17 protein-coding genes and 1 pseudogene are annotated in these 13,787 nt (G+C 72.2%); 10 read left to right on the top strand and 8 right to left on the bottom strand.

Annotation, left to right across the window (positions count from 1 at the left end; genetic code table 11):
- Positions 1-34 precede the first annotated feature (34 nt).
- The gene (locus AC0693_RS33555; RefSeq protein WP_478803862.1) at positions 35-427 is read right to left on the bottom strand and encodes a hypothetical protein; all 393 of its coding nucleotides are present in this window, start codon (positions 425-427) and stop codon (positions 35-37) included.
- Positions 428-515: 88 nt separating this feature from the next.
- Positions 516-1,025: an SRPBCC family protein gene (locus AC0693_RS33550; protein ID WP_478803861.1), complete on the bottom strand. Its 510-nt coding sequence runs from the start codon at positions 1,023-1,025 to the stop codon at positions 516-518.
- A gap of 64 nt (positions 1,026-1,089) precedes the next feature.
- Between AC0693_RS33550 and AC0693_RS33545 the strand changes: the two genes are divergently transcribed.
- A complete protein-coding gene (locus tag AC0693_RS33545) occupies positions 1,090-1,677 on the top strand; it encodes a TetR family transcriptional regulator (RefSeq protein ID WP_469337085.1) in 588 nt (195 codons plus the stop codon).
- 16 nt (positions 1,678-1,693) lie between these two features.
- Here the strand turns inward: AC0693_RS33545 and AC0693_RS33540 are convergent, their stop codons facing one another.
- Together AC0693_RS33540 and AC0693_RS33535 are read right to left on the bottom strand one after the other, a co-directional pair.
- Positions 1,694-2,086: a hypothetical protein gene (locus AC0693_RS33540; RefSeq protein WP_478803860.1), complete on the bottom strand. Its 393-nt coding sequence runs from the start codon at positions 2,084-2,086 to the stop codon at positions 1,694-1,696.
- Between the two features lie 162 nt (positions 2,087-2,248).
- On the bottom strand, positions 2,249-2,746 hold the full coding sequence (locus AC0693_RS33535) for an ATP-binding protein (protein WP_478803859.1): 498 nt from the start codon (positions 2,744-2,746) through the stop codon (positions 2,249-2,251).
- 108 nt (positions 2,747-2,854) lie between these two features.
- Here AC0693_RS33535 and AC0693_RS33530 point away from each other — a divergent pair, with 108 nt between their 5' ends.
- The 5 genes and pseudogenes from AC0693_RS33530 to AC0693_RS33510 all read left to right on the top strand — a co-directional run bounded on the left by AC0693_RS33530 (position 2,855) and on the right by AC0693_RS33510 (position 4,225).
- Positions 2,855-3,172, top strand: coding sequence for a Scr1 family TA system antitoxin-like transcriptional regulator (locus tag AC0693_RS33530; protein WP_478803858.1), 318 nt, complete (start codon positions 2,855-2,857; stop codon positions 3,170-3,172).
- Between the two features lie 10 nt (positions 3,173-3,182).
- The gene (locus AC0693_RS33525) at positions 3,183-3,380 is read left to right on the top strand and encodes a hypothetical protein (protein ID WP_478803857.1); all 198 of its coding nucleotides are present in this window, start codon (positions 3,183-3,185) and stop codon (positions 3,378-3,380) included.
- 12 nt (positions 3,381-3,392) lie between these two features.
- Positions 3,393-3,608: pseudogene (locus AC0693_RS33520) on the top strand (Scr1 family TA system antitoxin-like transcriptional regulator); the annotation flags it as partial.
- A gap of 11 nt (positions 3,609-3,619) precedes the next feature.
- On the top strand, positions 3,620-3,817 hold the full coding sequence (locus AC0693_RS33515) for a hypothetical protein (protein WP_478803856.1): 198 nt from the start codon (positions 3,620-3,622) through the stop codon (positions 3,815-3,817).
- A 126-nt stretch (positions 3,818-3,943) separates the two neighbouring features.
- Positions 3,944-4,225: a hypothetical protein gene (locus AC0693_RS33510; protein ID WP_478803855.1), complete on the top strand. Its 282-nt coding sequence runs from the start codon at positions 3,944-3,946 to the stop codon at positions 4,223-4,225.
- A 588-nt stretch (positions 4,226-4,813) separates the two neighbouring features.
- On the opposite strand, the gene AC0693_RS33505 is transcribed toward AC0693_RS33510, so the two are convergent.
- A complete protein-coding gene (locus tag AC0693_RS33505) occupies positions 4,814-6,007 on the bottom strand; it encodes an FAD-dependent monooxygenase (protein ID WP_478803854.1) in 1,194 nt (397 codons plus the stop codon).
- A 120-nt stretch (positions 6,008-6,127) separates the two neighbouring features.
- Here AC0693_RS33505 and AC0693_RS33500 point away from each other — a divergent pair, with 120 nt between their 5' ends.
- Positions 6,128-6,871, top strand: coding sequence for a TetR/AcrR family transcriptional regulator (locus AC0693_RS33500; protein WP_478803853.1), 744 nt, complete (start codon positions 6,128-6,130; stop codon positions 6,869-6,871).
- A gap of 243 nt (positions 6,872-7,114) precedes the next feature.
- Here the strand turns inward: AC0693_RS33500 and AC0693_RS33495 are convergent, their stop codons facing one another.
- Positions 7,115-7,534 (bottom strand): ester cyclase, encoded by a 420-nt coding sequence (locus tag AC0693_RS33495; RefSeq protein ID WP_356407450.1) that lies wholly within the window; start codon positions 7,532-7,534, stop codon positions 7,115-7,117.
- A 197-nt stretch (positions 7,535-7,731) separates the two neighbouring features.
- Between AC0693_RS33495 and AC0693_RS33490 the strand changes: the two genes are divergently transcribed.
- The 3 genes from AC0693_RS33490 to rfbD are packed head-to-tail and all read left to right on the top strand — an operon-like array spanning position 7,732 to position 10,672.
- Positions 7,732-8,799: a glucose-1-phosphate thymidylyltransferase gene (locus AC0693_RS33490; RefSeq protein ID WP_478803852.1), complete on the top strand. Its 1,068-nt coding sequence runs from the start codon at positions 7,732-7,734 to the stop codon at positions 8,797-8,799.
- Positions 8,796-9,794: a dTDP-glucose 4,6-dehydratase gene (gene rfbB / locus AC0693_RS33485; RefSeq protein WP_478742182.1), complete on the top strand. Its 999-nt coding sequence runs from the start codon at positions 8,796-8,798 to the stop codon at positions 9,792-9,794. The genes AC0693_RS33490 and rfbB overlap by 4 nt, the downstream gene beginning before the upstream one ends.
- Positions 9,791-10,672, top strand: coding sequence for a dTDP-4-dehydrorhamnose reductase (gene rfbD / locus AC0693_RS33480; protein WP_478803851.1), 882 nt, complete (start codon positions 9,791-9,793; stop codon positions 10,670-10,672). Before rfbB ends, rfbD begins: the two co-directional genes overlap by 4 nt.
- A 119-nt stretch (positions 10,673-10,791) precedes the next feature.
- Here the strand turns inward: rfbD and AC0693_RS33475 are convergent, their stop codons facing one another.
- Positions 10,792-11,388 carry a hypothetical protein gene (locus AC0693_RS33475; RefSeq protein WP_478803850.1) on the bottom strand — a complete coding sequence of 199 codons (597 nt, stop codon included), beginning with the start codon at positions 11,386-11,388 and terminating at the stop codon, positions 10,792-10,794.
- Positions 11,389-11,596: 208 nt separating this feature from the next.
- Positions 11,597-13,609 (bottom strand): hypothetical protein, encoded by a 2,013-nt coding sequence (locus AC0693_RS33470; RefSeq protein ID WP_478803849.1) that lies wholly within the window; start codon positions 13,607-13,609, stop codon positions 11,597-11,599.
- Positions 13,610-13,787 lie beyond the last annotated feature (178 nt).

Raw genomic sequence — 13,787 nt, 5'->3', positions numbered from 1 at the left:
CCAGCGGACTAGAAGTCGGTGCAGGGCGGGACCCTCACCGGGCTCCGCCAAGGGCGACACCGGCCTCGGCGGCGGCCGTGTCGAGGATCCGGCCGATCTCGGAGGCGATCGCCCGGGCCTCGTCCGGTTCGGTGACGTGAGCCGCGCGGTCTTCGAGCAGGCGCAGCCGGGCAGCCGTCCCTGGGTGGCGTTCGATCGCGACGTACAGGGCCCACTGGCGCAGGAAGCGGCGCACGGGCGCGGAGCTGTCCTGCTCCCGGGCGCGGGCACTGGTGAGGGCGACGGCGGTGGCGCGTTCGGCGTCGAACGTCGCTACCGCGCCGGGGGCGATCCGCACCAGGGCCGCGCGCAGCTCTTCCGCGGTCGCGCCCGACTGCGGCACGCTCCCGCCGCGGGGTCGCTCCGCCGCGGTGCTCATGTCTTCCATGCGCCCCAGCCTGCCCCATTGCGGGGTCGCGTACGGGGCGTAGCGCACGCCCCCGCTCAGGCGCGGAGGCAGTCTGCCGCCCGCGTCGTCACGACGCCGACGGACCACCGACCCGACGTTCGAGCCCCCGGAGCAGGCGGACGTACGGGCTCCAGCGGGCCGGACGGGCCACCGTGCCCGTGCAGGCGAGCTCGGCGCGGTCCAGGGCGTCCTCCAGGCAGGCGTCGTGCATCGAGCGGAAGGCCAGGGGCCAGGCCAGGCGCGCCAGTCCACCGGTCTTCATCGCGAGGGTGTGCCGCAGCACGGTGCGCTCCTCGTCCACGGGCAGCACCGCGAACTCGTGGAAGCCGTGGAATCCGCGCGGCGCGCTGAAGGTGAAGCGGACCCAGGTCCCGGGCACGTACGCGGTGACCGCGTAGCGGACCGGCCCGTGGCCACCGGTCGCGCCGACCGCCAGGGGGCGGTCGAATTCCAGCGCGGGCCACTTCCGGTGCGCCCACAGCCGGTCCGCCGCACCGCCGGACAGGCTGTCAACGAGCGCGCCCACCTCGCTCGCCTTGGCGGCCAGCAGCCGCTCGTGCACGTTGTAGACGCCCATGGCGTCCTCCCCTCCACATTATTAGAGAGCAGTCTCTAATAATGTGGAGGGTACTCTCTGATTCATGGCGCGACCACCCCGCTTCGACACCGACCAGATCCTCGACGCCGCGGTCCAACTGGCCGCCTCCGCCGGACCGGCGGGCGTGACCATGTCCGCCGTCGCCCAGGCGATCGGCGCGCCGAGCGGATCCATGTACCACCGCCTCCCCGGCCGTACGGCGCTGCTCGCCGAGGTCTGGCTGCGCACCGTGGAACGCTTCCAGGAGGGCTACTTCCTCGCCCTCGGCAGCGCCCCCGACCCCCACGGAGCCGCCCGCGCGGCCGCCCGGCACGTCGTCGCCTGGAGCCGCGCCCACCCGCGGGAGGCCTCGCTCCTGCTCTACGGCGCCGACCAGTTCGGCCGCGCCGACTGGTCCGAGGAGCACAGGCAGCGCGCGGACCGGGGCAACGCCCGCGTGTACGACTCCCTCCACCTCCTCGCCGACGTCCTGGGCGCGGCAGGCCCCCGGGACCACGACCGCGTCATCCTGGCCCTGATCGACCTGCCCCTGTCCCTGGTCCGCCGCCACCTGCGCGCCGGCCACCCCCTCCCCCCGCACGCGGAGGACCTGGCGGAGGAGTCCGCGGCAGCCCTGCTGACCGCCACCTGAACCGGAGAGAACCGGGTCACCGTGGTGCCGGCGAGGTCGACGCCGACGGTACGCGCACGTCGCACGCGGCCTCGTCCGGCTGCGCGGTCACGGACGTACCGGGCCCCAGGGGCGTCTTGAGGGTGAAGGACCAGCACCGGTACTCCGCCCTCGGGCCCAGGAACGACATGGCAACGCGGATTTCCCGTTCATCACGCCGAATGGTCCATGGACCCGGCGAGACGTCCTTCAGCTCGTCATCCGTCAGGGTTCCGTCCTGCGCACGGTGCTGGAGAGCTTGACCGGTCAATCGCGTGTCGGTCGCGAGCTGCTGTTCCATACGCCTGGCCTGGCCCTCAGGGAGACTCACCTCCAGCCACCAGAGGAAGATGCCGACCAACGCCAGCGCAAGAACGAACAGCAGGAGCAAGACGACCCCCACCGCCCTCATCGCCGTCCGGCGTGCCGACGTGGGGAGCCGGGAGCCAGGGGCTTCCAAGGGGTTCACGTGCAGGAGCCTGCCCTGTGGGCCACGGGCCCGTACAGCCGATCTGGCGGAGCCCCTTGGCCCGGGCGACAGGATCCTTCCGGGTCAGGCGCGGAGGTAGTCGGCCGCCCCGCGCCGGGGCAGGTGCGCCCAGGTCCGGTTCCCGCCGCCCGGTTCGCGGGACTCACCGAAGCCCCAGGCACCGCCGCACGACCGCACCACCGCGGCCATGAGCCGCAGCGCCGCCCGCCGCCGGGCCTCGCAGTGGGCGGCGATCCGGGGGTGGGCGTGGGGCGCGTGGCCGTCGTAGGCGGTCAGGCGGAGCGCGTCGTCGCGATGGCGGACGGACAGGTACAGGCTGCGCCCCGGGTCCAACTGCCAGGCGGCCGCGACCAGTTCCCCGGCCACTTGTACGACGGCGGGCACCAGCGGGTCGAGCCCGTACGCGTGCAGGATGGACCGTACGGCGGACCGCGCGACCTGCGCCCCGAGCGGCTCCCGGGGCACGGTGAAACTGAAGCTGAGCGTGTCGAGCGCGGGCGGCCCGTCCCCGAGGCGGACGGTCGGCACCGGAGGACAGGGGGTGGAGGGGTGGGTGGACATCGCGGGACTCCCTGGGTCGAAGGTGACTACGGCGAGTTCGGCGCGCACGAATGGCTGACGCGGACGGGGAGCGTGGCTCGTCGCCAAGGCCCGAGGCATGCTGCGGCGATGCACTTCAACGGCCGCAAGGTGGCGCGCGCACAGCTGGAGCACCTTGCCGACGCGGCCGAGCGGGAGAACGTCGTCCTGCGCGTCCTGACCTTCGAAGGGGGCGGCTTCCCCGGCGCCGGGCAGACGGTGAACTACCTGGAGGGTCCCGTCCTACGGCTGGACACCGTGCAGGTCGACAGCACGCACGGCCCCGACTTCCTGCACACGGAGGCCCAGTTGTCCAAGTACCGTGCCCAACTGGACTGGATGGAACGTCTCAGCCTGACGCCGGAAGCGTCCCGCGAGTTCATCCACCGACTGGCGCGTCAAATCTGAGAGGGAACCGATGGCCGACATCGTCTGGGAAGAAGCTTTCTGCGGCGAAGGGGCAAGCTGCTACCGGATCGGGGTGGACGGCGACGGCAACAGCTACATCGCCGTCGCCGGCGCGGAGGCCTCGTACCTCACCGACAGTACGGACGCCCTGCGCGAGCTGATCCGGGACATCAAGGCGGGCAAGGCCGACCACCTCCTGGCCGACTGAGCCAGCCATCGTGGTGGATTCCCGGGGGCCGGTCAGACCGTGCTCTATGCGGAGGGCCTCACCGCGCAGCTGGACACCGTGCAGGTCGACAACTCCCACGGACCCGACTTCCTCTACGCCGACGCACAACTTCAGAAATACCGGGCCCACTTCGACCTCATGGAAGAACTGGCCCTGTCCCCCGACGACTCGCGGGATTTCATCCGGACCATCGCAAACCAGCTGTGAGAGAGGACGCCATGCCTGCCGTGACCTGGGAAGAGCCGTTCTGTGGCGAGGGGAACTCCTGCTACCGGATCGGGGTGGACGGCGATGGCAACAGCTACATCGCCGTCGCCGGCGCGGAGGCCTCGTACCTCACCGACTCGACGGACGCCCTGCGCCAGCTGATCCGGGACATCAAGGCGGGCAAGGCCGACCACCTCCTGGCCGACTGAGCCCCGGCCGCCCCCGTCTGTCAAGCCCCGAAAGTCAGGGGCATGACGAGGCGCGCGCGTACGGGCCTAATCGAGTCATGGGACCACACGGACCGAACAGGTCTGTCTCACCGGAGGTGAATCACCATGACCCGCACATCCCGTCTACAGCGCATCGCCGTCCTCACGGCCTCGGCCGCCCTGGCCGCAGGGGGCGCGCTCCTGCCCTCCACCGCATCCGCCGCCCCGGCACCATCGGCGGCGCCCAGCCACAGCGGTCACGGTTACTGCTACGACTGGTACTGGTACTGGACCTGGGACTATTGCCACGGCTACGACCGCCACCACCACAAGCACGATCGCGACCACAACAGGGACCACGACCGGGACCACGATCGCGATCACCACGACCGCCACCACGACCGCTGAGGCATCAGTTCTCACCCAGCCGGCGGCCGCGATCGTCTTTCGCGGCCGCTTCGGGCCGCACCTGACGGCAACGGCCGTCACTTTCCCGGTGGAGCCGGGCCCGCGTCCGGGCTCGGCTCCACCACCGGAACCAGCCCGGGGCCCGGGCGTTCACGCTCCGTTCCCCATGAGCCCCGATGGCGCCCGAACGCGAACTGCTGAAGCCCACCGCAGGCCTTGACGGACGAGATCTGGCGGCGTGCCATGAGAGGACACACCGCGACGGGGGATGGCACGATGGCGGCAGAGGGACACGACGGAACCGGTGGCGAGCCCGAGAGCCACAACGAGGTCCCGCAGAGCAGCGCTCCGAAAAGCCCACCCGGCAATGACTTCGTCCATGTCGCGTGGATCATCCTGGCCATCATCATCTTAGGGATGATCTTGAGCGCGGCATCCGGCGACTGCTCTCCCCACTGCAACCCCAACTCGCCCTTGTGGCACTGATCACCGAGCTGCCAGCGAAGCCAGTGCTGTGACCGGAGAGGTTCACCGACAAGGTGATCCAGTACCGCCCGTAGGTGATCGACAGCTGCCTGACCGGAACCGCTAAGGCTTTCGGCGACCGACCGTGGAGAAGCGCGGGGTGAGGCTCTTGCGGAGCCGGCTGGCGGCGGCCGCGGCGGGCCAGAGGCGGGAGGCGGCATTTCGGACGGCGATGCCACGGCGGGTGGCGGGAACCATCAGGGCCGCGGCGATGGTGACGTTGTTCTGCCTCGGGTCGACGAGGGTGCGGTGCCTGGCTTCGTATCGGGCGTACGCCGCCTGCGGGTCGCTCGGGGTGGCGGCGAGTTCCTCAGCGAGGGTGTGCGCCCCGGCTATCGCGAGGGTGGAGCCGTCGCCGAACAGTGAGACCGAGGATGCGGCGTCGCCGAGGAGCGCGATGCGGCCGTCGGCCCACCGGTCGAGACGTACCTGGCTGACGGAGTCGAGCCACACGTCGTCGGCCGTGCGCACCTGGTCGAGCAGTTCGGGCACGCGCCAGCCGCTGCCGGCGTAGGCGTCCGTCAGGACCCGCTTGTGCTGCGTGAGGTCGCGGTGGTCGAAGGCGTCGACGGCCGGACTGCGGAAGATGAACGCGGCCAGGCCTCGGCCGCGGACCGGGTGCACGGATGCCATGCGTCCGGGGGTGTTGTGGATGACGACCTCTCGCGTGTTCTCGGCGGGGCCGTCGAGGTGCATCGTGGCGACGTACAGGCCCATGTGCCGGACGAATCGCGACTCGGGCCCGAACGCCAGCCGGCGCGTCGTCGAGTGCAGCCCGTCCGCACCGATGACCAGGTCGAACCGGCGCGGTGCGGCGTTCTCGAAGGTGACGTCGACACCGCCCACGTCCTGGTGCAGTGCGGTCATGGTGTCGCCGAACATGAACTCGGCGGAGTCCTTGCTCGCTTCATACAGGATCGCGGCCAGGTCGCTGCGGGTGACCTCGACGTCGCGGCTGCCCGATGCCCGTTGCAGGGAGCGCATATTGACGCGGCCGGTCTGGCGGCCGGAGGAGTTGACGAAGCTGAGCGCCGTCACGTCGGTCGCGGCCTCGCGAACGGTTGGCATGATGCCCATCCGCTCGGCGACTTCGATGGCAGGACCGCGCACGTCGATGGGGTTGCCGCTGGAGCGCAGCCCTGCGGACCGCTCCACGACGGTCGGGCGCAAGCCGTGCCGGGCAAGCCAGTACGCGAGCGTTGAGCCGCCGACACCGGCGCCGGAGATCAGTACGGTCGGGCGGATGTTGATGGTCATCCTGCACTCCTGGCGAGTAGGGCTCCTCGGTACGCCATGAATGTATGACCAAATTTCATATCCAGTCAAATGGTCAGGAAGATTTTGACCAGAATCGACATCTAGTCATAAGGTGTGAGCATGATTGCGCGGACAGGGAAGACCGACGACCAGCCGCCCAGGGCCGACCAGCGCGTCGAGCGCGCGACGCGGATTCTCGACGCCACGGCGGAACTGCTACTGCGGCACGGCTACCGCAAGGTGACCATCGACGACGTCGCTGTCGGCGCGGGCATCGGCAAGGGCACCGTCTACCTGCACTGGAAGACCCGCGACCAGCTGTTCAGCGCCACTTTCGACCGCGAAGTCCTGTACGCGATGGAGGAGTTGCGACAGGCACTGCGGCAGGACCCGCGGGTGTGCCTGCTGCACCGCTTCGCGCACACCTATTTCCTGGCCGTCATGAACCGGCCGCTGCTGCGCGGGTTCCTCCTGTCCGACCCCACGCTGCTCGGCAAGCTGACCGAGTCCCGTGACACCGCCCGCGACGACCGGCACGATGCGCTGGCCCGCGGCTACTTCGAACTCCTCTCAGAACACGGCCTGCTCCGCGACGACATGGGCACCGCCGAGCTCGGCTACGCGTACCAAGCGACCTTCGAGGGCTTCCTGCGCACCGCGGCGGCCGAGACCGTCGAGGGAGCCGACGGGACGGACCATGCGGAACGCCGTGCGGACCTGCTCGCGTGGACCGTCCAGCACGCGTTCGAGAACGATCAGGCGCCTTCGGACTCCATGCTGCGCGAACTGTCGGCCGTCCTGGCCAAAGCGCTCACCGACCTTGTCGCCGCCGACCGCGCCGCCTCCGGCATCCCCGACGCCTGAGGGAACGGCTCTGAGACCGCCCCCGTACCCGACGGTCAAGCAGAGCTTGCGGAGCGCCCGGTGCCCTGAAACAGACGCGTTGCGGTCGACGATGCGGTCGGCAGGCGATTTCGACACTCCGGAAGGCCCTGGGTAGATCAGGCCATGGACAGGCCGGTGGCCCGGTCGGCGGGTGCCGGCCGGGCTCTGCGGCTGCCGAGGAGCGGGTCCTCGGCCGAGCGGGTCCTCTGCGGAGCTGCTCCGCTACTCCCCCTGGAGCGCGTAGAAGTCCGCGCCCAGCTGGTGGAACATGCCCGCCACGTCCAGCTGGTCCCAGTGCTCCGCCAGCAGGCCGTTCTCGACGCGCCAGATGTCGATCGACTGGAAGTTCAGCGTGCGGCCGGTGGCCGGTATGCCGAAGAAGGGGCCCTGGTGGGTGCCCGAGTACTCGAAGCGGCCCGCGATGCGGTCGCCGTCGACGATCAGGTCGTGGGCGACCACCTTGACGTCCGGGAAGGCGTCGAAGATCGACTGGAAGAACGCCGTGTTCGCCTCGATGCCGTCCGCGACGATCGGGTTGTGGTCGATGTGGTCGGCGGCGGTGTGCTCCGCCATCGTGCTCACGTCGTGGCTGTTGATCATGTCCACGAAGCGCTGGACGAGGTCCCGGTGGTTCTCCGACATGGGTGTGTCTGCCTCTCTGTACGGCTCGCGTCACGCAGGAACCGGTCGCTGCACCCCGACCATCCGCACTCGCGGTGGAGCCGCCCTGGAGAACCGGTTCAGGGTGACCCCCGACCGGACCCCCCACCGAACCCCTCACCGCACCCCCCACCGAACCCCCACCCCGGCTCAAGTGGCCGCTTCTAGCCTCTGGTGCCATGAAGGCTCTCGTACTCTCCGGCGGGGCCGGAACCCGCCTGCGCCCCCTCACCCACACATCCGCCAAGCAGCTCGTGCCCGTGGCGAACAAGCCGGTGCTCTTCTACGGCCTGGAAGCGATCGCGGACGCAGGCATCACCGAGGTCGGGATCGTCGTCGGGGACACCGCCGACGAGATCCGCGAAGCCGTCGGCGACGGCTCCAAGTTCGGCATCGAGGTCACCTACATCCCGCAGACCGCGCCGCTGGGCCTCGCCCACGCCGTCGTGATCGCCCGGGAGTTCCTCGCCGACGAGGACTTCGTCATGTACCTCGGCGACAACTTCATCGTCGGCGGCATCTCCGACCTCGTGGACTCCTTCCGCGCGGAGCGCCCGACCGCGCAGATCCTGCTCACCCAGGTCTCGGACCCCAAGTCCTTCGGCGTGGCCGAGCTGGGCCCCGACGGCCGCGTGGTGGGCCTGGAGGAGAAGCCGGAGGTCCCCAAGAGCGACCTCGCGCTCGTCGGCGTCTACCTCTTCACCCCCGCCGTCCACGAGGCCGTGCGCGCCATCAAGCCCTCCTGGCGCGGCGAGCTGGAGATCACCCACGCCCTCCAGTGGCTGATCGACGCCGACCTCGACGTCCGGTCCACGACGATCTCCGGTTACTGGAAGGACACCGGGAACGTCAACGACATGCTGGAGGTCAACCGGTCCGTCCTGGAGCGCGCCGAACCGCGCATCGAGGGCCTGGTCGACGCCGGGAGTGAGATCATCGGCCGGGTGCAGATCGACGAAGGCGCCCAGGTCACGGACTCGCGCATCGTCGGCCCCGCCGTGATCGGCGCGGGCAGCGTGATCACCGGCTCGTACATCGGGCCGTTCACGTCGATCTCCCGCGACTGCACCATCACCGACAGCGAGATCGAGTTCTCCATCATCCTGGACGGCTCCTCGGTGCGCGGCGCGAGCCGCGTGGAAGCCTCGATCATCGGCCGCAACGTGGAGGTGACCCCCGCCCCCCGGGTCCCCGCGGCCCACCGTCTCATCCTCGGCGACCACAGCAAGGTGCAGATTTCCTCATGACCACAGACGCCACACGCATCCTCGTCACCGGCGGGGCGGGGTTCATCGGTTCGCACTACGTCCGTACGCTGCTCGGGCCCGCCGGCCCGGGGGACGTGGCGATCACCGTGCTCGACAAGCTCACCTACGCGGGCAATCCCGCGAACCTCGATCCGGTGCGCGCGCACCCCGGGTTCCGGTTCGTCCAGGGGGACATCTGCGACGTCGCGCTCGTCGCCGAGCTGGTGGCCGGGCACGACCAGGTCGTGCACTTCGCCGCCGAGTCGCACGTGGACCGCTCCATCCTGGGCGCGGCCGAGTTCATCACGACCAACGTGCTCGGGACGCAGACCCTGCTGGACGCGGCGCTGCGCCGCCCCGGCGGGCCCGTGCCCTTCCTCCACGTGTCCACCGACGAGGTGTACGGGTCGGTGGCCGAGGGGTCCTGGCCGGAGACCGATCCGCTGAGGCCGAATTCGCCGTACGCCGCCTCCAAGGCCTCCTCGGACCTGGTGGCGCTGTCGTACCACCGGACGCACGGCCTGGACGTGCGGGTGACGCGCTGCTCGAACAACTACGGGCACCACCACTTCCCGGAGAAGGTCATCCCGCTGTTCGTGACGAACCTGCTCGACGGGCTGCGCGTGCCGCTCTACGGCGAGGGGCTCAACGTCCGCGACTGGCTGCACATCGACGACCACGTCCAGGGCCTGGAGCTGGTGCGCACGGGCGGCCGCGCGGGCGAGGTGTACAACATCGGCGGCGGCACCGAGCTGAGCAACAAGGAGCTGACCACCCTGCTCCTGGACCTGGCGGGCGCGGGCTGGGACCGGGTCGAGCACGTCGCCGACCGGCTCGGGCACGACCTGCGCTACTCCGTGGACTGCACGAAGATCTCCACCGAGCTGGGCTACCGGCCCCGCAAGGACTTCGAGCAGGGTCTCGCCGAGACCTTCGCGTGGTACCGGGAGAACCGCGCCTGGTGGGAGCCGCTGAAGCAGAAGGCCGCCCTGTGAGCCAGTGGCTGGTCACGGGCGCGGACGGGCTGCTCGGCCGGGACCTGCGGGCGGCGCTGGAGGCGGCCGGGCAGCCGGCCGTGTGCCTGGGGCGCGCGGAGCTCGACGTGCGCGACCGGCGGGCGGTGCGCGCGGCGATCGCCGCGCACCGGCCGGTGGTGGTGGTCAACGCGGCGGCGTACACGGACGTCGACGCCGCGGAGACGCACGAGTCGCAGGCGCGGCACGTCAACGGCGCGGCGCCGCTGCACCTGGCGAGCGCGTGCGGGGAGTTCGGGGCGCTGCTGCTGCACGTGTCCACGGACTACGTGTTCTCCGGCGAGGCGCGCGCGCCGTACCCGGAGGACGCGCCGCCCGCGCCGCGGACCGCGTACGGGCGCAGCAAGCTGGAGGGTGAGCGGGCGGTGCTGCGGCTGCTGCCGTGGACCGGGTTCGTCGTGCGGACGGCCTGGCTCTACGGGGAGGGCGGCGACAACTTCGTCGCTGCGATGATCAGGCTGGAGCGGGAGCGGGAGTTCGTCGACGTCGTCGAGGACCAGCGGGGTCAGCCCACCTGGAGCGTGGACGTCGCCGACCGGCTGGTGTCGCTGGGCCGGGCGGCCCGGCTCGGCGTGGCGCCCGGCATCTACCACGCCACCAGCGGCGGCGACTGCACCCGGCTGGAGCTGGCGCGCGAGGTGTTCCGGCTGCTGGGCGCGGATCCGGGACGGGTCCGGCCCCTCGCCGGCCCCCTGCCGGGTGCGCGGCGGCCCGCGTACAGCGTGCTGGAGCGCGGCCGCTGGGAGGCTGCGGGCATCGAGGTGATCCGGGACTGGCGCGAGGCGCTGGCCGCGGCGATGCCGGCGCTGACCGGTGCGCGGGTGCTGGCGCCGACGTAGGGCGCGTGGTGACGCGGGGCGGCGGGGCCCTCCGGCCCGGCGGGGAGTCCGGATGCTCTCCCCACCGGGCCGAGGGCCCCGCACGCCTCAGCCGCGGGGGCGCGTGCGGGCGTTCACCGTCAGCAGGGGCTCACCCAGCCGACCCAGTCCCATGACGCGTTCGCGTCCTCGGAGTAACCACCGGGCGAGGTCCAGCCGAGCTTTCCGTCGTGGCCGTAGAACTTCACGCGGTAGTTGGAGGGCTGGTTGTTGATCCAGGAGCCCGTCCCGCTGTACCCGATGCCGACCTTGCCGCACTCGAACAGTTCCCACTTTTTGCCCCCGAAATCAGGCTGCGGGTACAGACACACGTGGTCCCGCCGGCAACCGGCGAACGCCCCCTCGGTCCCCCGCGCGTTCAGGTCCCGGGCGCGCTCCTCGCCGGGCAGGGGAAGGGTGAGGGTGCCCTTCCCACCGAGGTCGATCGTGTTCGCGGCCACCTGCCGGCCACCGGTGGCGGCCAGTTCGGTGTCGATCCGGCGCTGGAGTTCCGCCGCCCGGCCCTCGTCCAGACCGGCGGCCCGGGCCTGCGCCGAGAAGTCGGCGTGCGCGGAGGCGGAGGCAGGAGCAGGGGCAGGGGCCGCGGAGCGGATGCCGGCGTCCGCCGGGCCCGCGAGGGCCACCGCGCCGAGGAGCGCCAGACCGAGCGCCGTCAGCCGTGTACGAAACAAGGACACGAAGTCTCCCATCGTCATCGGGGCGGGCCGGCCGGTCCACGCAATCGTCCCCGTACGGACCGGCCGGCCCGGGAGCGGAGCACCGTCGGCACCGCTCGCCCCGAAGACTGGCGGCGGGCGCGCTTTGGCCGCCCGGTCCCGGAGGCGTTCGCGCAGGTGGCGGGCGGTGCGGTCGGCGGACAACGGGGTTGTCCGCCGGACAACGCGCTCAGTCCGCCGCGGTGATGGAGCCGGCCGTGAGGCCCAGCGGTGTCCACCCGGTCCCGCCGCCCGTCCAGCGGGAGACCTCCAGGCGGCCGTCGACGCGGTAGACGGAGTCGGGGCCCACCGCGAGGCCGACGCCCGCGCCGCCGATGGGGCTCCACACCCCCGGCGTCCCGCCGTACGCGAGGATCTGCCCGGTGGCGGCGTCGACGGCGAAGAGCCCGGCGCCGCCCGCGTACAGGTTCCGCGCCGGACCGCCGATCCGGCGCCAGTTGCTGCCCTTGGCATCGCCCTGCCAGATCTCCTGGCCGTCGGGAGAGATCCGGGCGACGAAGTCGGGTCCGACGGCGAAGTCGGAGCCGGGGCCGCCCGCCTCCAGCCACGCGTAGCCGTACCCGGAGTAGCGGAACAGGCCGCCCGTCTGCGGGTTGGTCGCGAAGAGGCCGGCGCCGCCCGCGTACAGCCGGGTGGCCGCGCCGCCGATCGGGATCCACTCCGCGCCCCGGCCGGTCCACCGCATCACCGCGTTGCGCTGCTCGGTGATCGCGTAGAGGGCCTCCCCCGCCACGACGAACTGCTCGCCGGGGTTTCCGATCTGGGACCAGGTGCTGGACGGCTCGTCGTACTTGAGGATCCGGCCGTCGCCGGCGCTGGTGGTGAAGACCCCGGCGGCCCCGGCGTAGACCTGGTCGGCCGCGGGGCCGATCACCTTCCAGGCGCCGTCCCGGGCGGTCCACCGCAGCACCGTGCGGTGGTCCGGCGATACGGCGTAGGCGCTGCCCGCGGACTGCCGCGCGGGCGGTGGCGCGACGGCGGTGGGAGCCGTGGTGGAACCCGCCGTGGCGGGCGGGGTCCGCGGCGGGGTCGGCGGTACGGGCGCGGGGGCGCGCGTCGGCATCGCGGACGGGGACGGCGTGGCGGACGCGGACGGTGTCGGGGCGGCGCTCGGGGCGAGGGGGCGCGAGTGGGGCCGCGCCTGCGGCGCGCCGTTCGCGGACACGGTGCGCTGGCGGCCGAGCAGGACCCCGGTGAGGGCCACCGCGGCGACGACGACGAGGACGGTACAGACCGCCAGCACCGCGAGCAGGGCCCCGTCGGCCGGTGGCCGCGGCGGCAGGGGGGCGGGGAGCGGGGCCCGTACGGGGACCACGGGAAGCCGGTCGACACGGTCGAGCGGGGCGGGTCCGAGGCGGTCCAGGCGGTCCAGGCGGTCCAGGCGGTCCAGGCGGTCCAGAACGACCCCCTCCACGGCGGCGGAACGCTCCCGGCCGGCCCGCGTGCGCTCCCAGAGCCAGTGCGCGTCCTCGCGCTGCTGGGCCACGAGGTGGTGCAGCCGGACCAGTTCGACGGACACGGCCCGGTGCGCGGTGGCCGGGAGCGGGGCGCGGCCACCACCGTCGGCCAACGGCGGCCGGTCCGCGGGCGGGAGAGCCGGGAGCATCCGGTCCGGCCGGGCGCCCTGGCCCGGCGCGCGGGCTTCGGCTTCGGCCACTGCCCGCCGTACGGCTTCCCCCGCCTCCCGCGCGGCGATCAGCTGGTCGAGCGCCTGCTCGGGCCGCACCCGCAGGGGCTCGGCGGCCGCAGCGGCGGAGGCGCCCCCGTCCTCCGGGCCGACCGGGTCGACCGGGTGGTCGGGCTCCGGCGGGGCGGCTTCGGCCTGGTCCCGGAGCGCCGTCATCAGCGCCAGCAGCCCCTCCACGAGGTGCCCGGACGCGGCGAGGTCGTCCTGCGCGCGGCGGAGCGCGTCCTCCAGCCCGGCCGGCACCGCGCCCTCGGCTCCCGCCCCCGCCTGCCCACCGGCTTCCGCACCCGCCTCCGCCTCCGCCTGCGCGGTCAGCGCCTGCCCGTGCAGCCGCCGGGCCCGGACCAGCAGCTCGCGGCCGCGGCCGGGATCACGGACGCGGTCCTCGACGACGATGCCGAGGCGGCCCAGCGGGATCACCCGGGCACCGGAGCGGTATTCGCTCCAGGCCGTCTTGCCGCCCCCGAAGCGCTGGGCGAGTTCCCGCACCGTCATGCCCCGTGTCACGTCCCGCAGCAGCCCGGCCAACTCGTTGGCCGCTTGCGAGCGGCCCCTCGGTGCCCCTTGCGGACGTCCTGTCCTCGCCATGCCCGTTCGCCCCCCCCTGCTCTCGGCGGGCACAGGGAACAGGACGGGGCCGCTCATGTCCATCGCACGGTGTCGCACCTGTCCG

It is taken from the genome of Streptomyces sp. NPDC043876, assembly GCF_056435825.1.
Note: the sequence above shows the minus strand (reverse complement) of the source record. Positions and strands in the feature narration are given on the sequence as shown.